Origin of the sequence: Rossellomorea marisflavi, assembly GCF_001274775.1 — a bacterium.
Lineage (GTDB): Bacteria > Bacillota > Bacilli > Bacillales > Bacillaceae_B > Rossellomorea > Rossellomorea marisflavi.
This window is the reverse complement of record NZ_LGUE01000001.1, coordinates 1,125,993-1,149,343: the sequence shown is the minus strand read 5'-3', so window position 1 is coordinate 1,149,343 and position 23,351 is coordinate 1,125,993. Positions and strand designations below refer to the sequence as shown.

The following is a 23,351-nucleotide window of genomic DNA, read 5'->3' as shown; positions in this document are numbered from 1 at the left end:
GTATGATGAGGCGGGTGATCGGTGTAGATGCAGGCAGTACGTTGACCAAGCTCGTATATGAAGAGGATGGAAGAATGCACTACAAAAAATTCCCTACGTATGATCATCTTTTCATCCGGAATTTCCTTAAGCTTGGTGCCACTGATTCAGTGGTGGTGACCGGTGGAAGGGCAGACTTGTGGAGGGAAGCGGAAAGCGTCCCTCTTCATGAATTTGATGCCGTCACACAGGGAACCCGGGAGCTGATGAAACTCCAAGGGAAATCCCTGGACGAGTTCATATTGGTGAATATCGGAACAGGGACATCCTTCTTCCAAGTGAAAAAAGGCGAGTATGAACGGATGTTAGGCAGTGGAATCGGCGGTGGGATGTTCATGGGGTTAGGCACGAGGTTAACAGGGGTGACCGACTTTCAGGAACTGGCGAGACTTGCCGGAGGAGGGACACGGCAGAACGCCGACCTTCTCGTCGGGGATATATACAGGGAAGAAGAGGTGGGCATCGCACCGCATTTGACGGCGGCAAATTTCGGGAAATCCCCTTCTTCCACTGAAAGCCCGGGAGATCGACTGAGATCGTTAACGAATATGATGGCGGAAACCTTGATCCTTTTATCAATGAGTATTGCCACCCATATGCCCAAGCCCGTGCTTGTGTTTGTCGGAAATGGTGTGGAGGGAAATGCAGCGCTTCAAGCAGATTTGGGAAGTTTCAGGGCATGGTTGGGGTATGAGCCTGTTTTCCCTGATAACGGGGGATATGCAGGGGCCATTGGAGCCTATATGAAGGGCTTGAATTCACAAAATGGTCAATGATAATCGGCTGGGGGTGATTGTATTTGTACCCATTCTTTACTAACATAGAACGTGGAGAACAGAATCAGAGGGGGTATGGTTTTGAAAAGGAAAGCGTTTTTATCGGTGATCGGATTTATCATGATCCTTCTGTCAGCTTGTAGCAACAGCGGTTTCCAAGCAGATACCAATTATAAAGTGGGGAATTTTTCATTCATCAATCAAAAGGGTGATACCGTGTCCTTGGATGATCTGAAGGGGAAAGTGTGGATTGCTGATTTTATCTTCACCAATTGTGAAACGGTCTGTCCACCGATGACATTCAATCTCACCAAGCTTCAAAAGGAACTGAAAGATGAAGGGGTAGAGGATTATCGCATCGTATCCTTCAGCGTTGATCCCGAGAATGATACGCCCGAGAAATTATCGGAGTACATAGGCAACTTTGAAGCAAATACCGATAAATGGGATCTTCTTACAGGCTATGAATTCGACAAAATTAAAAATCTGGCCGAGAAATCCTTCAAATCGGTCGTGGCCAATGTATCAGATTCCGATCAAAAGATACATGGGACCAGTTTCTACCTGGTTGACCAAGAAGGGACCGTCGTGAAAACCTATAGTGGGAATTCGGATGTTCCATACGATGAAATGGTTTCAGATATGAAAGCCCTTATAAAAGAAGGGAAAAAATAAGCCTGAAAAAGGCCGAGACAAATGCATAGTAGACATAGTAAAACCCGAACTGGATGCGCCTGAGAAAAGGCAGAACAGGTCGGGTTTTTAATATGCTATGTCTTCGTTCCTGTCGCTCGATCGATGTGCAAGATTTATGTTAGGAGGTTAACGAGCTGCCCGCTGAAAGCCAAGTCCTGCACGGAAAACATCAGCGATAGGAAGTACCTATACGGATCCTGTCCGTCATTAAGTGATACCTTTTTAGTTCTGTCTCATGAAAGAGATTTCTATCATGGTGTGGACTGACATAGACTGGATAGTGGATGACGTGGTAAAAGTGGCCGATTGCGGTTTCGGTATGATAGAGTAATGAAGATAGTTTGAAAAGCGCAGGTGAAGGAACATGAGGAATAAGGGTATATTTATTGTGGATTGTCTTATAACATTCTTTATTCTTCTTTGGGGATTGAATGCTTTTTTGAATGGTGAGGTCATAAAAGGGATCTTATTTGTACTATGTTTTCTCATCATGGCCGGAGTGTTCCTTTTTCGCTTCAGGCAGAAGAAGTGAGGATGGTGATGGAGTAATATGATGGAGCTTTGGCGTTCCTTCGGCTGGTCGGTGCCGATCTTGCTTACGGCCGCCACCGCCTTGATCATGATCATCATCACGAATCAAGGCCGATCCCGAAAGCGGGATCTTCTTCCGAAAGTGTTCACGATTCTTTCAATCGGTGCCGTCTGCCTCCTGACATTGACCCCTCTGGATGGACCGAATATATCGGAAGGACAAACCAATTTTGATCCATTTTCAAATTTGAGGTTGAATCTCCATGGGCCTCACATTGAAGTACCAATTCGGAATCTGTTGGCAAACGTCCTTTTGTTCGTCCCATTCGGTTTTTTCGCAGCCTGGTGGATGAAGCGGAAAAAGGCATTGTGGTGGAAAGTGACGGGTGCTGGAGCACTTCTGTCCTTGATCATTGAAGGATGTCAGTATGTATTCCCTCTCGGAAGGGCGACAGATATCGATGATTGGATGATGAACACCCTGGGTGCCTTGGTGGGGGTCCTCTTGTTTCAGGTCGGCCAGAGCCTATATAGAATAATAAAGAACAACTGGAGAAGGGGAAGGCCGTAGACAACGGCCTTCCTTTCTTATGTATCACGTCCCTCCTTAAGACAAAAGCTATAGGAAAAAGGAGGAGGGATAAAATGAAAAAATGGATGATTTGGATCCTTAGCCTATGCCTGTTCCTATCGTATTTACTCTGGCTGATGAATGTGGATGTGAAAAAAGGAGCGGCAGAATATGAACAAAATCATCCACCGGTCCAGACGTCCTTTTATAATGGTAAGGCTTCCATTTTGAATGACGGAAAATCATTTTACTCTTCCTTGACAGCAGATGTCGAGAACGCCAGTCAATCCGTGAGCATTCATTTCTTCATCATACGGGATGATGAAGTGACCCGCCCCTTCTTTTCTTTGCTACAAAGAAAGGCAGAGGAAGGAGTCGATATTCGGTTATCGGTTGACGCGATCGGATCAGATATGAAAGGCAGGACGATCGAAGGGTTGAAAGCAAGCGGCGTGAAATTCCTCAAAAGTCGATCCGTCAAACCGGAACATGTATTTTATCGGCTGCATCACCGGAACCATAGGCGCATTATCGTCATTGATGATGCCATCACCTATATAGGTGGATTTAATTTGGGTAAAGAGTATATTGGGAAAGACCCCGACCTTGGCTACTGGAGGGATTATCATCTTCGGATCGAAGGTGGTGTGGCCAGGGAAGCCTCCCTTCAATTTGATCGTGACTGGAAAGAAGATGGCGGGAAGGCAAAGCAGCTAACAGAAGGGAAATCGACCATACGCTCCGGGGATTCGCAATATTCGCTGCTGTTCAGTACAGGCGGGGATCTGGAAGGACGGATGATTGATTGGATTGATGACGCAGAGGAAAGCCTGATTGTCGCCACTCCCTATTTCATTCCGACGGATTCCCTCATGCACTCTCTGAAACGTGCCATTTCGAGGGGAGTGGATGTGCGCATCCTCGTCCCGGATGATACGGATGCCTGGTTCACGAAGCCACCAGGTTATAAAATTGAAAAAGAGCTCCTGGAGGCAGGAGCAAGTGTATATCTGTATGAGAAAGGCTTCTTTCACGGGAAGGTCATGATCATCGACCATCAGTGGGCAGACCTTGGAACGGCAAATTGGGACCCGCGAAGCTTGTTCCTGAATGACGAAAGCAACTGTATAATCAAAGGGAAGAAGGCAACAGAACTCGAACAGCTGGTTCTGAAGGATATGGAGGATGGCCGCCGGCTGTCATTCAAGGATTTTGAAAGAATTCCCCTGTGGCAAAAAGGTCTTCAGTACACACCAAAGTGGGTTTTTCGCTACTTTTAGAAGGGAATGTGTTACAATGTATAAATGGTTTTTTCTGCCCGTGATCAGTTGTCGGGAGCAGAAAGAAGATTGAAACGCAACAAAAGGAGAATATGAATGGACTCGGCAGTGATATTTGATATGAATGAAACATTTATGAGAGAGGACGACATGAAAGAGGTGTGGAAAGAAGAAGCGCCAGAGCTTATTCACTATCTTTCCGCGAGCGGGTATAGGATATTGGCCGTGAACTGTCCAATGATGGAACAGGCGAAGGAGTATTTTCGTGAACTTGGCTTGCTGGAATATGTAAGTGGTTTTTATGATAGGGGTGCACCTCTTCCCTCAGAATTGATTGACTCTTCCACCGGAATCCTTGTTGGAGGAACTGGATCAAAACTCTCAGAGATGGGCTGTATGACCATCTGTATCGGGGATCTGTCTTCAGAGGATGGGGCGGATGTTTTTCTAGAAAGGCCGATACAACTCAAATCCTACTTAGAAGCGATAAGGGAAGGGGTACAGTATGAAAGAGAAGGAGATACTCTCCATATTCAATGATCGATACGAACGTATCGGAAGGGCTGATCGTGAAGAGATCCACTCAAAAGGATATTGGCATGAGACGTTTCACTGTTGGATTGCCTTCCGGGATCAGGGAAGGGACATGGTTTATTTTCAACTGAGAAGCATGGGAAAGAGGGACTTTCCAGGTCTGCTGGATATAACCGCAGCCGGGCATCTCTTGGACCATGAGGCCGTTTCGGATGGTATCAGGGAAGTCTATGAGGAGCTTGGGCTTGCGCTTACATTTGAAGATCTTCACCCTCTGGGAGCGTTGAAGGAGGAATTGATCGATGGGCCACTGATCGATAGGGAATGGTCGAATGTTTTCCTTCTTGAACAGCATATCCCATTTGAAGCATTTCATCTTCAAGAAGAGGAAGTGGCCGGGATATTTGCTGCCGGTCTTGATGATGTGGAGAGTCTTATCAAAGGTGGGAAGGACTCCATCCCAGTGGACGGATTCAGGATTCAAAAAGGGAAGAAGGAATATATCAGTTCAAAGGTAGCGTGGGAAGCATTTGTTCCACACGAATCAACTTACATGCTTCAGGTGATTGATCGCATACGTGATAGATTAAGAGAGTAATCCTACATATTTTTATAGCGAAAGAGGGAAATGACTTGAATGGAACGGCACATATGACAGTGGGAGCGGCTGTCGGATTCATCATTGCCCAAACGTACGGTGCGGATGCAGTCGATACTGCCTCGCTTGTCGCTGCAGGAGGGGTGTCTGCGCTTATTCCGGATCTTGATGTGAATGGCAAGCTCAGCAATAAAGTGACTTTCTCCTCCAAAATGGTGAGGTCTGCGGTCCAGGTGGTTTCATTGTTGGTGATGCTATACAGCTACTTAGAAGGAACGGGGAATGAAAGATGGCTGGGGATCGGGTATGGTGTCCTCATCCTGATCTTCTCGACATTCATCACTCAACGAAGGATGCTCACCATCACCGGCATTGGGATAGCGGCCTGCGGTTTTCAGCTCGATACATCATGGATGTGGCTGATGGGGATCTACGTGATCATCGCCTCGTTGGTTTCACACCGGACATATACCCATTCCATCCTGGGGATCATCTATTTTTATTTCGTGGCTCTTGCCTTTCAGGGTGCTGTGATGGTGGATGGTTTGTTTCAGGCAGCCATGATCGGCTATATCAGTCATCTCATCGGGGATATGAAGTTTCTCCCATTCAATAAAAAGGGAGTGAAACTTTTTCTTCCCCTCTCTTCTAAAGAAATTTAAAAGGATGGAAAGGATTGACTGGTCGAACCTGATTCTGTATGATGATAAAAACAATAGTTGAGCGTCGATAAAGAGTAGTAAACGGAACAGATGCCGCAGAGAGCTGATGGTTGGTGTGAATCAGTGCATATGGCCGTTGAATGGACTTTGGAGCTTCCCGGAATGGGCGGATTTCCCACCGATAAAAGGGAGTCCGACGGTAGATGGTCACCGTTGGCCGATAAGCGCATGCTTGATGCATGAATGAAGGTGGCACCACGGGTCTCCCGTCCTTTTCCGAGGACGGGGGACTTTTTTGTTTATAAAGAAATAAATATCATCGGCATTTAGAGAAGGCGACAATCACAGGGGGGGAAGGACTAAGATGAAACAAAGGGTGTTAACAGGTATCAAACCTACAGGGAGAATTCATTTAGGGAACTACGTTGGTGCCATCAAGCCTGCACTGAAGCTGGCGGAATCTGAGGAATTTCAGGCATCTTACTTCATCGCCGACTATCACGGGATGACCAAGGTACAGGATGCGGAAGAAATGAGAAACCTTACAAGGGGGATTGCGGCAGCGTGGCTAGCACTGGGTCTTGACCCTGAAAAGGTAACGTTTTATAGACAGTCTGACGTACCGGAGATCTTTGAACTCACATGGATCCTCTCCTGTGTCACGCCAAAAGGACTCATGAACCGCGCACATGCATATAAAGCCATGACCGATGGCAACAAGGGGGCTGGACAGGAAGTTGATCATGGCGTGAACATGGGTGTCTACACATACCCTGTCCTCATGGCATCCGATATTCTGTTATTCCAGGCAGACAAGGTCCCTGTGGGAAAAGATCAGCTACAGCATATCGAAATTGCCCGCGATATTGCAGGATACTTCAACAAGCAGTATGGAGGGACCTTCAAACTCCCTGAGCATTTCATCCAGGAGCAGTCGGCTGTAGTACCTGGTTTGGATGGGAGGAAAATGAGCAAATCATACAATAATACCATTCCCCTTTTCGAAGAACCCGCAAAACTGAAGAAGTTGATCAATAAGATCAAGACCGATTCCTCGCTTCCGACAGACCCTAAGGACCATGATCAATCTGTGATTTTCGCTTTGTACAGGGAATTCGCCTCTCAAGAAGAGGTCAGCGTGATGAAAGACCGGTTCAGGGATGGAATCAGCTGGGGAGAGGCGAAAGCGGAACTGTTCCACGCCATCAATGGAAAAATGACCGGGCCGAGGGAAAGGTACATGGAACTGATGGGCTCTCCTGAAAAGATGGAGGCGATACTGGCCCGCGGAGCACAAAGGGCAAGGGAGACAACCGCTCCTTTTCTGACAGAAATCAAGAAAAAAATAGGGATTCTTTAATGCGAACCCATGCCTATTGCTTAAATCAAAAGCCCGGACTTCCTGGTAATAAGGAGGTCCGGGCTTGGTCGATTTAATGGGCGGGCTTCTTTATGGCTTCAGAATTACTTTGATGTTCCCGTCGGATTTCTCGTCAAAGATTTTATAGCCTTCGCTTGCCTCTTCCAGAGGAAGCGAGTGGGTGATGATATCAGTCGGGTCAAAAGCTCCATCTTCAATCATGCTGTAGAGCTTCGGCATCAGATGAATCACTGGAGCCTGGCCCATTTTAAGGGAAACGTTCCTGCTGAAGAAGTCACCGATCGGAAAACCATTTGCCTCAGTCGCATAGACGCCCGTCAACTGAACAGTACCGAACTTGCGCACCGCCTGAGAAGCAGTGATGATAGGACGGATCGTGCCGAACTGATTATCAAAATCAGATCCGAATGATTCACCGGAAGCAACAGTCCCGTCCATCCCGACGCAGTCGATCACGACATCTGCTCCTCCATTCGTATCTTCGTGCAACAACTGTCCGATATCCGGATTTCCCGAAAAGTCATAGATTTCTGCTCCATTCGTCTTCTTGGCATGATCAAGGCGATGCCTTACCTGATCAACGGCAATGACTCTTTTTGCTCCTTTTAACTTGGCGAATTTTTGAGCCATGAGTCCGATTGGACCACTGCCGAGGATGATGACGGTATCACCAGCCTTCACACCGCTATTCTCGACGCTCCAATATGCAGTTGGGATGACATCTGAAAGGAAGAGCACACTCTCGTCAGGAAGTTCACTTTCTTCGGGCACTTTGAACGAGGTGAAATCTGCGTAAGGAACCCTCAGGTATTCGGCTTGTCCACCAGGGTAATTCCCGTTCATTTCGGTAAAGCCGAAAAGCCCGCCGACTTCACCATGGGGGTTCGATTCATCACATTGACTTTCCATCTGGTTCTGACAGAAGAAGCATTCTCCGCAGCCGATATTGAAGGGGATCACGACACGGTCTCCTTTTTTCAATGTCTTTACGTCTGCTCCCACCTCCTCGACGATTCCCATCGGTTCGTGACCGACCACATAATCCCGTGGTGGTTCGATTCCTGCCTTATATAAGTGCAGGTCCGATCCGCAAATTCCGCTTGCCGTGATTCTTACGATCATATCTGTGCTTTCCTGGATATCAGGAGCCTCGACTTCCTTCACCGTCATGTTTTCTTTGCCTTGGAACGTTACTGCTTTCATCGATGTCACTCCATTCATATTTTGTAAGATTATTGTAGTTGTTTAGACGTAATGGTGATGAGTTAAACCTAAGTACTGCATTTCATCGTCACCCACCCTTTCGTCATAAAAAGGTGAATGCGATGAAAAACGCATCAATCACCATGAAAGAAGTCTGAGTTTTGGTTTAAATTCGTCAATTCGCATTGACATTTTCCCTTTACTGGTATAAATTATGGGAAAGCCATTAAACAATTAAATACGCAATTCTTATCAAGAGAGGTAGAGGGACTGGCCCGATGACACCTCAGCAACCAGCCGTGAACAAGGTATGGTGCTAATTCCAGCAAGCTGAAAAAGGCTTGGGCGATAAGAGGGACTTAACCATTCAAACCTTCTTATTCGTATAAGAAGGTTTTTTGATGTAAATAGGATTAAAGGAGAGGTCACGATGAGTCGACATATTGAAACATTACTGGTGCAGGCGGGGAACAGAAAGGATGCAGGAACAGGTGCTGTCAGTCTCCCCATCCACTTATCGACAGCGTATGAACATAAGGGCATCGGGCAGTCGACGGGCTTCGATTATTCCCGTACGGGGAATCCAACGAGAAGTGCATTGGAAGAAATCCTTGCGCAACTGGAAGGGGGGCAGAAAGCATATGCCTTCTCATCCGGCATGGCTGCGGTCCACGCCGTTCTGTCGCTATTTCAGAGCGGGGACGAACTGGTCGTTTCCAAAGATCTTTATGGAGGAAGCTACAGGCTGTTTAAACAATACGAAGCACAGTATAAGATGAAATTCCGCTTTGTGGATACAGCATGCATTGAAGAAGTGGAAGCATCTGTCACGCCATCCACGAAGGGGATATTCGTAGAGACTCCGACGAATCCCCTGATGAATGAAGCACCGATCCGGGAAATCAGCCGGGTGGCAAGGAAACATGATGTCCTGCTCATTGTGGACAATACCTTTTATACCCCGGTCATTCAGAGGCCGATTGAAGAGGGTGCTCATATCGTCGTCCATAGTGCAACGAAGTATCTTGGAGGTCATAACGATGTCCTCGCCGGTGTAGTGGTGGTCGACTCAGAATCTCTGGCCGACAGAATCTATACGGTTCAGAATTCTATCGGTGCCACTCTTGCACCATTGGACTGTTGGCTCTTGATAAGAGGAATGAAGACGCTTGGCTTGAGGATGAAACAGCACGAATCAAATGCAAAACAGATTGCTTCGTATCTTGAAAGTCACCCATCCATCACTGATGTCCTGTATACAGGGAAAGGCGGAATGCTTTCGTTCCGTTTGAGGAAAGAGGAGTGGGTCGGGCCGTTCCTGGAGCGCCTGGAGTTGATTACATTCGCTGAAAGTCTTGGGGGAGTGGAGAGTTTCATCACGTACCCGGCTACCCAGACGCATGCGGATATTCCCGAAGAAGAACGGATTTCTCTTGGAATATGCAACCGGCTACTACGATTTTCAGTGGGTATCGAAAATGCAGACGATCTCATTCAAGACCTTGAGCAAGTATTGACGAATCTGGAGAAAGAGGTGTTTTTATATGAGTGATAAAAAGGAGTTCAGCATCCAGACATCCCTCATCCACAGTAACGGAGTGGATAAAGAGACCGGCGCCGTCAGTACGCCGATTCATCATGCGACCACATTCCACCAATCTGATTTTGATCAGTATGGAAACTATGATTACAGTCGTTCGGGTAATCCCACTCGTGAGAAAGTCGAAGAAGCCATCGCGGAACTTGAGGGCGGTGTAAGAGGGTTTGCTTTTTCATCGGGTATGGCTGCCATTTCTACTAGCTTCCTTTTGTTATCAGGTGGAGACCATGTCCTGGTATCTGAAGAGGTGTACGGAGGCACGTATAGGATGATCACGGAAGTATTGACCAAATTCGGGATCGAGTACTCTTTTGTCGACATGAAAGATCTTCACGAAGTCGCCTGCGCCATTCGCCCGAATACAAAGGTGATCTATATGGAGACTCCCTCCAATCCGCTGCTCAATATCACCGATATTGAAGGGGTCGTCAAGCTTGCCAAAGCCCATGGGTGTATGACGTTCCTTGATAATACATTCATGACGCCCCTCCTCCAAAGACCCCTCAGTCTCGGAGTGGATGTGGTCCTCCACAGTGCGACGAAATTCCTTGCCGGTCACAGTGATGTCCTGGCGGGACTCGCCGTGACAGGAAACGAAGAGATTGCCAAAAAGCTCGCATTTTTGCAGAATTCCTTTGGGGCAGTCCTTGGTGTCCAGGACTGCTGGCTGTTGCTTCGCGGGATGAAGACCCTTCATGTGAGATTGAAAGAGTCGTCCGAATCAGCCTTCAAGATTGCCAGATTCCTTGAGAAAAGGGGAGAAGTGGAGCATGTATTTTATCCGGGCCTCACTTATCACCAAGGTCATGAAATCCAAGTAAGGCAGGCTGAAGGACCGGGAGCGGTGCTATCCTTCCGGCTAAAGGGAGCAGAGGAAGTAAAGCAGCTCATCGATAATATCAACATTCCTGTATTTGCTGTGAGCCTTGGGGCAGTGGAGTCGATTTTATCCTATCCATCAAGGATGTCACATGCCTCCATGCCGCGGGAAGAAAGGGAAAGAAGGGGGATTACAGACGGTCTTCTCCGACTTTCCGTAGGACTGGAAAACGTCTATGAACTGATTGCGGATCTTTCCAAAGGACTGGATGCCATAAAATTAACTAAACCATCAAGAATCATTAACTTGTAGGAGGGAGTGAACAGGATGAACACTCTATTGGATGCACTATCTGAAAAAATACTGATTGCGGATGGTGCGGTCGGAACCCTTTTATACTCGTATGGGGTTGACCGATGTTTTGAAGAATTGAATCTATCCCATCCCGAAGAAATCATCAATGTGCATAAGCAATATATCGAGGCGGGCGCTGATATTATCCAGACCAATACGTATGGTGCGAATTATTCGAAACTTTCCAGATACGGCCTTCAAGATCAGGTGAAAGAAATCAATGAAGCAGCCGTACGACTGGCGAAAAAGGCAGCCGGGCAAGGAACATATATCCTCGGGACCATCGGGGGGATTCGGGCGATCAATCAGCATATCAGCCTTGAAGAAGTGAAAAGGGGCTTTAGAGAACAACTATACTGCTTGCTCCTTGAAGGGGTCGATGGGATCCTCCTCGAAACCTATTACGACTTTGAAGAGCTCAAAACCGTTTTGCAAATCGTGAAGAAAGAAACCGATCTGCCGGTCATCGCACAGGTATCCATGCATGAAACCGGAGTATTGCAAAACGGGATGGATATAAAGGACGCCCTTGGGGAATTGGAACTCCTCGGTGCCGATATTGTCGGGATCAACTGCCGGATGGGTCCTTTCCATATGGTAAAGTCCCTGGAGGGAGTTCCTTTGCCCAAGTCGTCCTTTTTGTCGGTCTATCCGAACGCAAGTCTTCCAAACTATGAGGAAGGGCGCTTCTACTATGCGGCAGAGCCTGATTACTTTGGAGACATAAGCAATGAATTGCGCCTCCAGGGTGCCAGAATCATCGGGGGCTGTTGCGGAACGACACCTGCCCATATAAAAGCTGTAAAGGAACGGTTGATATCAAGGGAACCGGTGAAAGAAAAAAAGGTGAAAACGCAAGAGCTGATTAAGCTCAAAGATCCCCATATTCAAAAAAACCTCCTCCATAGAAAGGTAAAGGAGAAAAAAACGCTCATTGTTGAACTGGATCCCCCGAAGCATCTCGACACCGGATTGTTCTTCCAAGGAGCAAAAGCACTAAAAGAAGAGGGAATCGATGCTATAACCCTTGCGGATAATCCGCTTGCTTCCCCCAGGGTCAGCAATGATGCAATGGGAACCCTAGTCCAACAAAAATTTGGCCTTGATCCCCTTGTGCATATCACTTGCCGTGATCGTAATCTCATCGGCCTGCAATCCCACTTGATGGGCCTGCACACCCTTGGTATTCATAATATTCTGGCGATAACAGGCGATCCCGCAAAGATCGGTGATTTTCCAGGTGCTGCCTCGGTATACGATCTTTCCTCCATCGAACTGATCGAGCTCATCAAGCAAAATAATGACGGATTATCTTTTTCTGGTAAATCGCTGAGACAACGGACGAACTTTTCTGTTGGTGCGGCCTTCAATCCTAACTTCAGGCATTTGGATGCTTCCGTAAAGCGTCTTGAGAAAAAACAGCACGCTGGAGCGGACTATTTCATTTCACAACCGGTTTTCAGCTGTGAACACCTCGTACAAATTGCAGAAGCGACCAGTCATTTGCATGCGCCATTATTCATCGGAATCATGCCACTAATCAGTTCGCGCAATGCCGAGTTCCTTCACCATGAGGTTCCGGGGATCAAGGTGCCAGATGAAGCACGGAAATTGATGAAAGAAGCAGAGGGAGATGCGCTACAATCCAGGGCGGTGGGCATGGAAATTGCAAAGGAATTAGTGGAAACGGCAATGGAACTGTTCAACGGGTTGTACATCATCACTCCGTTCATGCGCTATGATATGAGCATTGAGTTGATCAGGTATGCTAATTTGATTGAAAAGGAAAAGAGGGAAGTACCATATGACCACAACATTGTTTGAACAACAGCTCAAGAAGAAAATAATGATTCTTGACGGTGCGATGGGCACGATGCTTCAGCAAGCAGATCTCTCTCCGGATGATTTCGGTGGGGAAGATCTTGACGGATGTAATGAACATTTGGTGTTGACGGCTCCAGACGTTATCACCCATATTCATTCTGAATACTTGCGTGCAGGTGCGGATATCGTAGAGACCAATACATTCGGAGGGACCCCTGTCGTTTTGGAGGAATATGGGATCGGACATAAAGCGTATGAGATCAACCGTGTGGCTGCAGAACTTGCAAGGAAGGCAGTAGATGCATTTAGCACGCCAGATTGGCCAAGGTTCGTTGCTGGAGCGATGGGGCCAACCACGAAAACGTTATCTGTAACGGGCGGGATCACATTCGATGAACTGGCCGATGATTACAAAGTTCAGGCAGAAGGCCTACTTGCTGGTGGAGTGGATGTCCTTCTCCTCGAAACGAGTCAGGACGCCCTGAACGTCAAGGCGGCAAACTTAGGGATCAGACAGGCCTTTTCCACTGCAGGCAGAGAAATCCCAATCCTTCTTTCCGGAACCATCGAGCCTATGGGCACGACGCTTGCCGGTCAGAATATCGAAGCGTTCTACTTATCACTTGAGCATTTGAATCCCCTTGTAGTGGGGTTGAATTGCGCAACGGGACCAGAATTCATGACCGATCACCTGAGGACGCTCTCGGGACTTTCATCCTCGTATGTGAGCTGCTACCCAAACGCAGGGCTTCCGGATGAAGAAGGCCATTACAACGAAACGCCTGCTTCTTTAAGCGTCAAGATGAAAGGATTTGCAGAAAAAGGCTGGTTGAATCTTGTGGGAGGCTGTTGCGGTACGACACCAGAACACATCCATGCCATTCGTGAAGCAGTGAAGGATCTGCCACCGCGACTACCGGAAGAAGCTCATCCCCACGCGGTATCTGGCATCGAGCCCTTTATCTACGACGATCCCGATAATCGCCCCATCTTGGTAGGGGAAAGAACCAATGTCATCGGATCAAGAAAATTCAAAAGGTTGATTTCAGAAGGGAAGATCGAAGAAGCATCGGAGGTTGCCCGTGCACAGGTGAAGAATGGGGCGCAGGTGATCGATATCTGTCTTGCCGACCCTGACCGTGATGAAGCTGAAGATATGAACATCTTCATCCAGGAAGCTGTTAAAAAAGTGAAGGTTCCCCTCGTTATCGATTCAACGGATGAAGAGGTGATGGAGGGTGCTCTCCGGTTCATACAAGGGAAGGTGATCATCAATTCAGTCAATCTTGAGGATGGGGAAGAGCGCTTTGAGAAGGTGGCTGGCCTTGTGAAAAAATACGGAGCAGCCATAGTGGTGGGAACCATTGATGAGGAAGGGATGGCCGTCAGTGCAGAGCGCAAGGTGGAAATCGCAAAGCGTTCACACAAGCTTTTGACCGGTAAATACGGTATCCGTTCAGAAGATATCATATTCGATCCCCTCGTATTCCCTGTTGGTACAGGGGACGAACAGTATATCGGTTCGGCTTCGGCAACGATTGAAGGGATCAGGAGGATCAAGGAGGTGCTACCCGAGTGTCCGCATATTCTCGGTGTGAGCAATGTGTCCTTCGGGCTCCCGCCGGTGGGAAGAGAGGTCCTGAATGCTGTTTATCTTTATCATTGTACGAAGGCAGGACTGGACTACGCCATCGTCAATACGGAAAAACTCGAACGATTTGCGTCCATTCCCGAAGAAGAGGTGAAGATGGCGGAACGGTTGCTTTTTGATACCACCGATGCCAACCTTGCAGAATTCACTGCCTTCTACCGAGGGAAGAAGAAAGAATCGAAGGTTCCCGTCAATACCATGTCCCTTGAAGAGAGGCTGGGGCACTATGTAGTGGAGGGCACAAAAGAAGGACTTTTGCCGGATCTGGAAGAAGCACTACAAAAATATGACTCACCCCTATCCATCATAAATGGCCCTTTGATGGCAGGAATGAGTGAAGTGGGAAGGCTCTTCAACGACAATCAACTCATTGTTGCAGAAGTCCTGCAGAGTGCAGAAGTGATGAAAGCATCTGTAGCCTTCCTTGAACCCCACATGGAGCAAAGCGAATCTTCATCTTCTAAAGGAAAGGTCATCCTTGCCACTGTGAAAGGGGATGTACATGATATTGGTAAGAATCTTGTTGACATCATCCTCAGTAACAACGGCTATGAGGTGCATGACCTAGGAATCAAAGTGGCGCCTCAGGAGCTCATTGAGGTCATAAAAAAAGAAAAACCCGACATCGTCGGTTTATCGGGACTCCTCGTGAAATCTGCTCAGCAGATGGTCATTACTGCCCATGATATGAAGCAAACGGGAATTGATGTTCCCATTGTCGTAGGAGGGGCCGCTCTTACCCGCAAATTCACCTCTACGAAAATTGCCAAAGAATATGCCGGTCTGGTGTTATATGCCAAGGATGCCATGGATGGTCTCAGCATCATGAATGGTATTCAAGATGTAGATAAAAGAAAAGAGCTGGAACAAAAACGGTCACTGGCCCTCGCTGCACATACTGAACCGGTTGCCATAAAAGAGGAGGAAGGCGGAGGTCTCGCGGTAAAGGTCCGTTCTGAGGTATCAACCGACGTCGATGTCTTCATCCCGTCAGACTATAACGATCATATTATACGGGAATTTTCACTTGATCATATCCGTCCATATATCAATGAGCAGATGCTTCTCGGCCACCATCTCGGAATTAAAGGGAAAATTACAAGACTCCTGGCTGAAGGAGACGAGCGGACGGTCGGACTTAAGAAGATGGTTGATGATTTATTTTTAAAGGCGAAAGAGGACGGACTGATCCAAGCGTCTGCTCTCTATCGGTTCTTCCCGGCACAGGCATCTGGGGAGGACGTTCTGATTTATGATCCCGAAGATCATCAGAAGATCATTGAAACATTCCATTTCCCTAGACAAAAAGGAAATCAGCATCTCTGCCTTTCAGATTACTTGAGGCCGGTTGAAAGTGGAGAGATGGACTACGTAGGCTTCTTTGCCGTCACAGCAGGATATGGAATCAGACAGTGGGCCAAAAAACTAAAGGAGGAAGGAAGATTCCTGGAAAGCCACGCACTCCAAGCGTTAGCACTGGAAACCGCTGAAGGTCTGGCGGAAAGAGTTCATGAAATGATGAGAAGCAGATGGGGGTTCCCTGACCCAGTCGATATGAGCATGCAAGATCGATTCAGGACAAAGTATCAGGGGCAAAGATTTTCTTTTGGTTATCCCGCTTGTCCCGATCTGGAAGATCAGAGCAAGCTTTTCAAACTGATTCAGCCCGAGCGCATCGGCATCCACCTCACCGATGGGTGCATGATGGAACCTGAAGCATCCGTCACTGCCATGGTATTCGCCCATCCGGAAGCGCGATATTTTAATGTCCTATAGAAAAAACAACGGAAATCCTTTAAAGGATTTCCGTTGTTTTATGTACAAATGTAAAACCCATTTCCTGAAGTGCAATGGCGATCGTCGGCTTCACTTCCAAAGATGAAAAATCAATGCCCATTTGAACAGCTGTTTGAGCGACTTCCGGCCTGATTCCTGACAAAACGATGTCCACTCCGATGAGGTTGAGTGCGGTAATGATCCTGAAAAGCTGCTGAGCCACCATTGTATCAACGATTGCTACGCCTGATAAGTCGATGAATAGAAGGTCCAGCTCTTTTTTTAAACTGTCCTCGAGTGAATGGGTGAGGATTGCTTTTGCCCGGTGAGTGTCAATGTCCCCGATCAAAGGAAGGATGCCGACTTTTGGAGCTACTTCAATGATCGGGCTGCTCAACTCACTGATCAGCTCTTGTTGACCGGACAAAATCCGGTCGGAATGGATTTCAAAAGTGCAGAGGAACACATCGGTCACCTTGTCGAATATTCGGTTGACCCCTAGCAACCATTCCAGGAAGACAGGGTCTGCTACGAATGCATCAGGTAGGGTTTCCTTTACCTTATCAACAAAGATGCGTTTAAGCCTATTCAGCTCGTGAATTTCCAAACGGGGTGTCCTGAAAAGACCCAATCTTTCATCGACTGCTTTTTCAGCCCAACCAATAATTTTCTCATCGGAAGGCAAAGGCTTGGAACGAAGAAGAAGGATGAACTCGATCAGTCCCTCCTTCAGGTTGTCGCTTTGGGGTGAACCTTTTGCCCACTCCTCAGCGATCTGCTCGCTCAATTCAAGGGTGAGGTGTTGATGGATGAGGTTTGTGTCCATATGTCTCTCGCTTTCGTATAGAGTTCGATCTCTCGTTATCTATACCCGTCGGGGGAATAAATAAACACAATATAATTGTATTTTTTGAATAGGGATTATAGTATTTCGTGAAGGTAAAAAGGGGTCAGTGGGATGTCAGATTCTTTTTGGGAAGTCTTAAAAATTCAGGTGATTGATACGATGATTCCATGATGATCAAAATTTTTTCTTCTGAAAAACCGCTGATCATCGCGAGGTTTTCAAGGGTGGGAGCTAATTCCAGCGACTTACAAAATCGACAGGCGCTTTGGATGGCCAATAATTCGATATAGTGTCTCGACAGCTTCTCTTTCAATTGTTTCATCCCCCTTCAATGGATTGGCCGTCTTCAGGATGGAGATCTACCCCGATGCAGGAAGGAAAGGTATCAACAAACACCATACAGGGATTCGTTTAAATATTCAATCTATTATTTCTATTATATACTTTATAATTGGAATTGTAGAGAAGTATTTTCAAATTCTCACGGTTTAAAAAAAAATTTGTCGAAAGTTCAATGTCAGGCTAGTATTAAAGAGTTTGGTGCTGGTAAAATGTGAAAGACTTCAGATATACTAATATCATCAAACGGGTTAGTTTAATGAACCTGCAGGGTAGAGGATAAAAGCCGCAAATGCTTAAATAGTTCATACATACAGGACTAGGGGAATTCCCCTGTCGCAAGGAGGAGCACCATGCCAAGCAATCAGGATTTTTACGAATTTTTAATCGAGAGGGCAAAACAGTTAACGGACGACTGGTATAATTCACTTGATAAAAGCAATACATCCGGGGTGTATTCCTCATCAAATCCACAAGTAATCGAAAATCTTAAAAATCAAAATTTTGAATTCCATGGGATTCTATGCAGTATTTTTATTAAAGAGCGACTTGAGTTCGAACAAGATCTGGATAAATGGATTCTGTCGATTGCAGAAGACAAAGAACACATCGACACGCCGAATCATCATATCCTGAAAGAGTTTGTAAGGGTAAGGGAGCAATACCTCGGCTTCTTACAAGAATTCAAAAATAGGTGGGCCTCTGAAGAAGACGGATTTGATGTTTTTAATGAATGGTGGAAACTGTTGGTTCAATCGTTCGATCACGCAATGGTCCGGTTCGTAGAAATGCAGACGGCAGTAGTGAATAAACAGCTCCAGGCTCAACAGGAAGTCATAAATGAGCTGAGTTCTCCTGTGATCAAGCTGAATGATCAGACTGCCCTGCTTCCACTTGTGGGCAATATCGAACCCACGAGGGCTGAGTATATTCTTGAAAGCGCCCTTGAACAATGCGTCGAGAAAGGTGTCTCTCAACTTTTCATCGATTTATCGGGAGTGGTCCTGATCGACACGATGGTGGCGCATCAGCTGTTCAATCTGATGGACGCTCTTCAGCTCATAGGTGTCAAACCCATTCTGTCCGGACTCAGACCTGAAATCGCCCAGACAGCCGTTCAGTTGGGATTGAAATTTGATAATCTCACCATCACCTCCACTCTTTCCCAAGCACTAAACAGGCTCTGAATATGGGAGGAATTAGAGAAAGCAATCCTGCTTTCTCTTTATTTTGACTTCTGATATCTTGAATTAAAGATAATTTTCGGTTATACTTTCACTAAAAGGAGGGGACAACATGGAGGTAAAAGCAATCAAGGGACATCACCATGTGTCGGCCATCACTGCGAATGCGCGCAAAAACCTGGATTTTTATACAAGTGTGCTTGGCATGAGATTAATAAAGAAAACAGTAAATCAGGATGATCCATCGGTGTATCATCTTTTTTATGCAGATGAACGTGGAAATCCCGGTACGGATTTTACTTTTTTTGAAATACCTCCCGCTGCCAGGACCCATTACGGCACGAATAGTATATCCATGACCTCTTTTAGGGTAAAGGATGATCAAGCACTTGCTTATTGGGAAGATCGATTTAGACAGCTTGGCGTGGAACATGAAAGCATTTCAGTACGCACCGGACGTGCGTCGATGTCCTTCCGGGACCCCGAGGGTCAGAGATTGATGCTCGTTTCGGATGAAAAAAATACGGGTGTCCCTGGAGGAATCCCTTGGGAAAAGGCGTCAGTGCCTGCTCGCTTTGGCATCACCGGTCTCGGGCCGGTCCAACTGACGGTATCAAGGAGTGAACGGACAGCCAGGGTGTTAACCGAAATCCTTGGCTTTAGGGAAACAAGGTCCTTTGCTTCCCCTGTGGATGGTCAAAAGGATATCAGGGTATTTGAAACAGGGGAAGGCGGAACGGGTAGTGAAATTTTCTTAGAAGAGCGCAAGGATCTCCCAGGTGAAAGACCGGGACGAGGCAGCGTTCACCATCTTGCACTGAGGGTGGAAGATGAAATGGAACTACGTAAATGGATTGACCGAATCAACAAGTCTGGCTATGCAAACTCGGGATTCGTTGACAGGTACTACTTCAGATCCCTTTACTTCCGCGATCCGAATGGAATCCTTTTCGAACTTGCTACGGATGGACCGGGATTCGACCAAGACGAAGAGTTGGAGTCGCTAGGAGAATCACTGGCTCTTCCCCCGCATCTTGAACCAAGGCGCATTGAGATTGAACAGTCATTAAAACCTTTATCCTAAGGAGGATGAGACCATGAAACATATTTATCAAAAAGGAACGAAAGAAAACGCACCGACACTTCTGCTATTGCATGGAACAGGAGGGGACGAGCGTGATTTATTGCCTCTCGCTGATATGATTGCCCCCGGCGCATCTGTTCTCAGCGTGAAGGGGAATGTCAGTGAAAACGGGATGCCAAGATTCTTCGCACGGCTCGCAGAGGGGGTTTTTGACGAAGAGGATCTCGTTTTCAGGACGAAGGAATTGAAAGACTTTATTGATCATAGCGCGGGAGAGTATGGGTTCGATCGGGATCAGGTGGTCGCCATCGGATACTCGAACGGAGCGAACATCGCAGGAAGCATGATCTATCATCATGAAGATTCTCTTGCGGGCGCGATTCTTTTTCATGCCATGGTACCGAGAAGAGGAGTGGAAATTCCCGCACTTGAAAAACTTCCAGTCTTCATCGGCGCAGGCACGGTGGATCCGATCATCCCCAAGCCGGAAACGGAAGAGCTGGTCCGGAACTTGAGGGAATCAGGTGCAGATGTGACCGACTATTGGACAAGTGGCGGTCATGAGCTTAGGAGAGATGAAGTGGAAGAGGCATCACGTTGGTTCCATGATCATTTCGTTAAATAGGAGTACAGTCGGGATTCCATCTATCCCCCGGCCTATTGTAGTGATACAATCTAAGGAGAGTATCACTGTAGGAGGCTTCAATAGATATGCAAAAATGTGAAAAATGCGGTCGGTCATTCCGTTGGAAAGATGTTTTATTTTCCATTTGGCAATCCTATAAACCGATTACATGCAGTCATTGCAACACCAAACATACTATCAACTTCACTTCGAAATTCATCGTTTCCTTTGTGATTCTGCTCTTGGCGCTGGTGGTCATTTTTTATTTGGCTCCTGCCAATGGTTGGTCAAAACCAGCCACATTCGGAGTCGCACTGGTCGTGGTTTTCTGTATCACTTTCACACTTCCGACCTTTGTACGTTACGAGGTTCCCACAACTAAACGATAGCAAAAAGGTGCTTCTTTCGAGAAGCACCTTTTTTTGATGTACCTGATACGAATACATGTTAGGAATAAGACAACACTAAGTAAAAAGGATAAAGGAGCGGTCCGTATGAGCATAAAAGATATTCAACTCACAACGGCTGAGATTGCTGCCCTATGGACCACGTATATGAAATGTACGGCGATGGATTGCTTTTACCAGCATTTCCTCATCCATATGGAAGATGAGGCCATAAGGGATATTCTCGTTCAGCACGCAGATGCTAATACAGGGTGGATCCAGGAGTTAAAGTCCATATTCGAATATGAAGGGTTTCCTGTGCCGAAAGGATTTTCATCTGCTGATGTCGATCTGACTGCCCCGCCTCTCTTCACCGATATCTTCGTATTGAGCTTTGTGTACAGGGGAGGACAAGTGACGAACGAACATTTCACTTCCTTGCTAGAGACGGTGGCTCGAGCCGATGTGCTGTCTTTTTTTGAGGATTCGTTGGCAAAAAGTGTGAAGCTTTATAAGTCATCGTTGAATCTTATGCTTGAAAAAGGTGTGTATGACCGTCCTCCGAAGATCCCCTATCCCGATCGTGTTGGGTTTGTAAAAGAGAACCCTTCCTTGATCGGTCAGATCCTTGGAGAAAACCGGCCGTTGAATGTACTCGAATTGAGCGAACTATTCTTCATCATCGAACGTAACTGCATCGGCCTCGTCCTATTAAAGGGCTTCCTGCAGGTTGTAAAGGACCGGGAAGTGAGTGACTATTTGAAAAAAGGGAAGAAGCTCAGTGAAAAACAGATCACCGCGTTCAACAAGATCATTATGGAAGATGACGCATTCCCGACGTATCCGGTAACAATGGAAGTAACGAATTCCACTGAATCACCATTTTCCGATAAGCTTCTTGTGTTCTTCATTACAAGCTCGAATGCAGTGGGACTAAGTACGATGTGTCACGCCATTACCATGTCCACAAGAAAGGACCTCGGAGTACAATTCGCCATGTTCGTGACCGAGATATTAAAGTTTGGGTCTACTGGATTGGATCTGTTCGTAAGAAGAGGATGGATGGAAGAGCCGCCGCAAAAGAAAAAATAATCGGAATGATTGGTTCAACCCTCTTTCAGTGGAAAGGGGGTTTTATGCTACTATAAATATATCCGGTCCATCTTGAAACCCTACTTGATGCGCAGAGTGATTGAGCCTCATTCAGATTTCGCATCAGGCTGGACAGATGCACATCATACATATCTGGGGGAGCTGTCATGCTGGTAATCATCTATCCATTTAAATTATTCTCTGTTTCCCATATCACCGCGATCTTGTTGACACTTGTCGGAATCCTGTTCCTATTCCTGGTCCGTAACAAAATAGGACACAAAGGAAAAAGGGTCCTTAAAATCTGTCTTATCGCCAGTCTATTCCTATCTGAATTGACGTTCCAATTGTGGTATCTCATCAAAGGGGAATGGACAATTGAAACGAATCTTCCTTTCCAGCTATGCTCTCTGTCGATTTACCTTTGTGTGATCATGCTATTGACCAAAAGCTACAGGCTATTTGAGGTAACCTACTTTGCAAGCATGGCGGGTGCGCTCATTGCCATGATTACTCCCGAGCTTTTTTATGGATTTCCTCATATAAGGTACTTTCAATTCTTCATTGCCCATGCGGCAATCATTCTGTCTGCCTTCTACATGATCTGGATGGAAAGGTTCCACGTCAGATTCACTTCCGTTTTAAGGGCGTTTATTTCCCTCAACGCCATCGCAGTGGTGGTGTACTTCATCGATCGGGTCACGGGCGCCAATTATATGTTCCTTGCGCATAAACCATACAATTTAAGTCCGATCGACTACCTGGGTCCGTATCCGTGGTATCTCCTTTCTTTGGAATTTGTTGCTTTTTTTGTTTTTCTGCTTTTGTACCTACCTTTCTTTCTTTATAATAAAAGGTGAATTTGTTAAAATAGGAAACTTTTTCTTTTACTCTTCGTCTACTATTATGTAAAGAAAGGCGTTAAATCATGAATTTTATCATCGGAATCACTGTAGTGGTTCTTTCCTACTTAGCAGGGGGGATCATGGGTGCCCACTATTCGGTACGGGGATCTGGCGTTGATATTCGACAGGAAGGAAGCGGAAACGTCGGGGCCACCAATGCTCTAAGGGTCTCAGGCAGAAAGGCATTTGTCCTGGCTGTGATCGTGGATATCGCAAAAGTGATTGCCACCTTATTCATTGTGAGTGCAATGACAGAAGGAAATATGTATTTGATTGGTTCGTCATTCTTTTTAATGATCGGTCACTTGTTCCCCTTTCAACTGGGATTTCACGGAGGGAAAGGGGTGGTCGTCTACTTGGCTGCCTCCTTATTTTTATCCCCTCTCGCCATTGCCGGTTTCATCATGTTGATGGGGATAGGCTATTTCGCTTTGAGGAAATACAAGGTCGCAGGCTTCATCGCCATGACCTCCATACCCGTCACTTCCTATTTGACGGGTGACCCCACAGAGATATCGCTCTCATTGGCAGGACTATTCATAGTGGTAATGCTCATGCATTTGAAACCATCACATCATGTAAAAGCGTAGGAG

At 46.6% G+C, this 23,351-nt stretch carries 22 protein-coding genes, 1 riboswitch and 1 other annotated feature; of the genes, 19 read left to right on the top strand and 3 right to left on the bottom strand.

Annotation, left to right across the window (positions count from 1 at the left end; translation table 11 throughout):
• Nucleotides 1–5: 5 nt before the first annotated feature.
• The 8 genes from AF331_RS05785 (at nt 6) to AF331_RS05750 (ending at nt 7,047) form a co-directional block, all read left to right on the top strand.
• A complete protein-coding gene (locus AF331_RS05785) occupies nt 6–815 on the top strand; it encodes an acetate and sugar kinases/Hsc70/actin family protein (RefSeq protein WP_053427181.1) in 810 nt (269 codons plus the stop codon).
• A 75-nt stretch (nt 816–890) separates the two neighbouring features.
• Nucleotides 891–1,490: an SCO family protein gene (locus AF331_RS05780; protein ID WP_053427180.1), complete on the top strand. Its 600-nt coding sequence runs from the start codon at nt 891–893 to the stop codon at nt 1,488–1,490.
• A 571-nt stretch (nt 1,491–2,061) separates the two neighbouring features.
• A complete protein-coding gene (locus AF331_RS05775) occupies nt 2,062–2,613 on the top strand; it encodes a VanZ family protein (protein ID WP_082346767.1) in 552 nt (183 codons plus the stop codon).
• 74 nt (nt 2,614–2,687) lie between these two features.
• Complete coding sequence (locus tag AF331_RS05770; protein ID WP_053427178.1) at nt 2,688–3,893, top strand: phospholipase D-like domain-containing protein; 1,206 nt, start codon at nt 2,688–2,690, stop codon at nt 3,891–3,893.
• A 96-nt stretch (nt 3,894–3,989) separates the two neighbouring features.
• The gene (locus AF331_RS05765; RefSeq protein ID WP_053427177.1) at nt 3,990–4,433 is read left to right on the top strand and encodes a hypothetical protein; all 444 of its coding nucleotides are present in this window, start codon (nt 3,990–3,992) and stop codon (nt 4,431–4,433) included.
• Nucleotides 4,399–5,025 (top strand): NUDIX hydrolase, encoded by a 627-nt coding sequence (locus tag AF331_RS05760; protein ID WP_053427176.1) that lies wholly within the window; start codon nt 4,399–4,401, stop codon nt 5,023–5,025. Before AF331_RS05765 ends, AF331_RS05760 begins: the two co-directional genes overlap by 35 nt.
• A gap of 35 nt (nt 5,026–5,060) precedes the next feature.
• The gene (locus AF331_RS05755) at nt 5,061–5,687 is read left to right on the top strand and encodes a metal-dependent hydrolase (protein ID WP_053427175.1); all 627 of its coding nucleotides are present in this window, start codon (nt 5,061–5,063) and stop codon (nt 5,685–5,687) included.
• 55 nt (nt 5,688–5,742) lie between these two features.
• Nucleotides 5,743–5,964, top strand: a binding site (T-box leader).
• 87 nt (nt 5,965–6,051) lie between these two features.
• Nucleotides 6,052–7,047 (top strand): tryptophan--tRNA ligase, encoded by a 996-nt coding sequence (locus AF331_RS05750; protein WP_053427174.1) that lies wholly within the window; start codon nt 6,052–6,054, stop codon nt 7,045–7,047.
• A 90-nt stretch (nt 7,048–7,137) separates the two neighbouring features.
• Here the strand turns inward: AF331_RS05750 and AF331_RS05745 are convergent, their stop codons facing one another.
• Nucleotides 7,138–8,271 (bottom strand): alcohol dehydrogenase catalytic domain-containing protein, encoded by a 1,134-nt coding sequence (locus AF331_RS05745; RefSeq protein ID WP_053427173.1) that lies wholly within the window; start codon nt 8,269–8,271, stop codon nt 7,138–7,140.
• 246 nt (nt 8,272–8,517) lie between these two features.
• Nucleotides 8,518–8,626: riboswitch (SAM riboswitch) on the top strand.
• 75 nt (nt 8,627–8,701) lie between these two features.
• Between AF331_RS05745 and AF331_RS05740 the strand changes: the two genes are divergently transcribed.
• Genes AF331_RS05740 through metH form a run of 4 tightly spaced genes read left to right on the top strand, consistent with a single transcriptional unit; the run spans nt 8,702 to nt 16,296 of the window.
• Nucleotides 8,702–9,823, top strand: coding sequence for a methionine biosynthesis PLP-dependent protein (locus tag AF331_RS05740; protein ID WP_053427172.1), 1,122 nt, complete (start codon nt 8,702–8,704; stop codon nt 9,821–9,823).
• Nucleotides 9,816–11,003, top strand: a complete 1,188-nt coding sequence (gene metC / locus AF331_RS05735; RefSeq protein ID WP_053427171.1) for a cystathionine beta-lyase — start codon at nt 9,816–9,818, stop codon at nt 11,001–11,003. The genes AF331_RS05740 and metC overlap by 8 nt, the downstream gene beginning before the upstream one ends.
• A 15-nt stretch (nt 11,004–11,018) precedes the next feature.
• Nucleotides 11,019–12,869 (top strand): bifunctional homocysteine S-methyltransferase/methylenetetrahydrofolate reductase, encoded by a 1,851-nt coding sequence (locus tag AF331_RS05730; RefSeq protein WP_053427170.1) that lies wholly within the window; start codon nt 11,019–11,021, stop codon nt 12,867–12,869.
• The gene (gene metH, locus AF331_RS05725; RefSeq protein ID WP_053427169.1) at nt 12,850–16,296 is read left to right on the top strand and encodes a methionine synthase; all 3,447 of its coding nucleotides are present in this window, start codon (nt 12,850–12,852) and stop codon (nt 16,294–16,296) included. Before AF331_RS05730 ends, metH begins: the two co-directional genes overlap by 20 nt.
• 19 nt (nt 16,297–16,315) lie before the next feature.
• Here metH and AF331_RS05720 read toward each other — a convergent pair whose 3' ends face one another.
• Nucleotides 16,316–17,122, bottom strand: coding sequence for an STAS domain-containing protein (locus AF331_RS05720; RefSeq protein ID WP_053427168.1), 807 nt, complete (start codon nt 17,120–17,122; stop codon nt 16,316–16,318).
• 124 nt (nt 17,123–17,246) lie between these two features.
• Nucleotides 17,247–17,465 carry a hypothetical protein gene (locus AF331_RS05715; RefSeq protein WP_160316492.1) on the bottom strand — a complete coding sequence of 73 codons (219 nt, stop codon included), beginning with the start codon at nt 17,463–17,465 and terminating at the stop codon, nt 17,247–17,249.
• A gap of 370 nt (nt 17,466–17,835) precedes the next feature.
• Between AF331_RS05715 and AF331_RS05710 the strand changes: the two genes are divergently transcribed.
• The 7 genes from AF331_RS05710 (at nt 17,836) to AF331_RS05680 (ending at nt 23,348) form a co-directional block, all read left to right on the top strand.
• Nucleotides 17,836–18,669, top strand: a complete 834-nt coding sequence (locus tag AF331_RS05710) for an STAS domain-containing protein (protein WP_053427166.1) — start codon at nt 17,836–17,838, stop codon at nt 18,667–18,669.
• A 109-nt stretch (nt 18,670–18,778) separates the two neighbouring features.
• Entirely contained in the window at nt 18,779–19,750 is a 972-nt protein-coding gene (locus AF331_RS05705; RefSeq protein WP_053427165.1) for a ring-cleaving dioxygenase, read from the top strand.
• Nucleotides 19,751–19,763: 13 nt separating this feature from the next.
• Nucleotides 19,764–20,375 (top strand): alpha/beta hydrolase, encoded by a 612-nt coding sequence (locus AF331_RS05700; RefSeq protein ID WP_053427164.1) that lies wholly within the window; start codon nt 19,764–19,766, stop codon nt 20,373–20,375.
• A gap of 86 nt (nt 20,376–20,461) precedes the next feature.
• Nucleotides 20,462–20,764 (top strand): TIGR04104 family putative zinc finger protein, encoded by a 303-nt coding sequence (locus AF331_RS23150; protein ID WP_053427163.1) that lies wholly within the window; start codon nt 20,462–20,464, stop codon nt 20,762–20,764.
• A 105-nt stretch (nt 20,765–20,869) separates the two neighbouring features.
• A complete protein-coding gene (locus AF331_RS05690; RefSeq protein ID WP_053427162.1) occupies nt 20,870–21,853 on the top strand; it encodes a DUF3231 family protein in 984 nt (327 codons plus the stop codon).
• 167 nt (nt 21,854–22,020) lie between these two features.
• Nucleotides 22,021–22,713 (top strand): YwaF family protein, encoded by a 693-nt coding sequence (locus AF331_RS05685; protein WP_053427161.1) that lies wholly within the window; start codon nt 22,021–22,023, stop codon nt 22,711–22,713.
• 68 nt (nt 22,714–22,781) lie between these two features.
• Nucleotides 22,782–23,348 (top strand): glycerol-3-phosphate acyltransferase, encoded by a 567-nt coding sequence (locus AF331_RS05680; protein ID WP_053427160.1) that lies wholly within the window; start codon nt 22,782–22,784, stop codon nt 23,346–23,348.
• Nucleotides 23,349–23,351: the final 3 nt, after the last annotated feature.

Coding starts and splice junctions, on each gene's coding strand:
- AF331_RS05720 (WP_053427168.1), bottom strand. CDS start 17,122: ATGGACACAAACCTCATCCATCAACACCTCACCCTTGAATTGAGCGAG.
- AF331_RS05775 (WP_082346767.1), top strand. CDS start 2,062: ATGATGGAGCTTTGGCGTTCCTTCGGCTGGTCGGTGCCGATCTTGCTT.
- metH (WP_053427169.1), top strand. CDS start 12,850: ATGACCACAACATTGTTTGAACAACAGCTCAAGAAGAAAATAATGATT.
- AF331_RS05685 (WP_053427161.1), top strand. CDS start 22,021: ATGCTGGTAATCATCTATCCATTTAAATTATTCTCTGTTTCCCATATC.
- AF331_RS05760 (WP_053427176.1), top strand. CDS start 4,399: ATGAAAGAGAAGGAGATACTCTCCATATTCAATGATCGATACGAACGT.
- AF331_RS05745 (WP_053427173.1), bottom strand. CDS start 8,271: ATGAAAGCAGTAACGTTCCAAGGCAAAGAAAACATGACGGTGAAGGAA.
- metC (WP_053427171.1), top strand. CDS start 9,816: ATGAGTGATAAAAAGGAGTTCAGCATCCAGACATCCCTCATCCACAGT.
- AF331_RS05705 (WP_053427165.1), top strand. CDS start 18,779: ATGGAGGTAAAAGCAATCAAGGGACATCACCATGTGTCGGCCATCACT.
- AF331_RS05785 (WP_053427181.1), top strand. CDS start 6: ATGAGGCGGGTGATCGGTGTAGATGCAGGCAGTACGTTGACCAAGCTC.
- AF331_RS05780 (WP_053427180.1), top strand. CDS start 891: ATGGTTTTGAAAAGGAAAGCGTTTTTATCGGTGATCGGATTTATCATG.
- AF331_RS05750 (WP_053427174.1), top strand. CDS start 6,052: ATGAAACAAAGGGTGTTAACAGGTATCAAACCTACAGGGAGAATTCAT.
- AF331_RS05700 (WP_053427164.1), top strand. CDS start 19,764: ATGAAACATATTTATCAAAAAGGAACGAAAGAAAACGCACCGACACTT.
- AF331_RS05740 (WP_053427172.1), top strand. CDS start 8,702: ATGAGTCGACATATTGAAACATTACTGGTGCAGGCGGGGAACAGAAAG.
- AF331_RS05765 (WP_053427177.1), top strand. CDS start 3,990: ATGGACTCGGCAGTGATATTTGATATGAATGAAACATTTATGAGAGAG.
- AF331_RS05680 (WP_053427160.1), top strand. CDS start 22,782: ATGAATTTTATCATCGGAATCACTGTAGTGGTTCTTTCCTACTTAGCA.
- AF331_RS05710 (WP_053427166.1), top strand. CDS start 17,836: ATGCCAAGCAATCAGGATTTTTACGAATTTTTAATCGAGAGGGCAAAA.
- AF331_RS23150 (WP_053427163.1), top strand. CDS start 20,462: ATGCAAAAATGTGAAAAATGCGGTCGGTCATTCCGTTGGAAAGATGTT.
- AF331_RS05770 (WP_053427178.1), top strand. CDS start 2,688: ATGAAAAAATGGATGATTTGGATCCTTAGCCTATGCCTGTTCCTATCG.
- AF331_RS05690 (WP_053427162.1), top strand. CDS start 20,870: ATGAGCATAAAAGATATTCAACTCACAACGGCTGAGATTGCTGCCCTA.
- AF331_RS05715 (WP_160316492.1), bottom strand. CDS start 17,465: ATGAAACAATTGAAAGAGAAGCTGTCGAGACACTATATCGAATTATTG.
- AF331_RS05730 (WP_053427170.1), top strand. CDS start 11,019: ATGAACACTCTATTGGATGCACTATCTGAAAAAATACTGATTGCGGAT.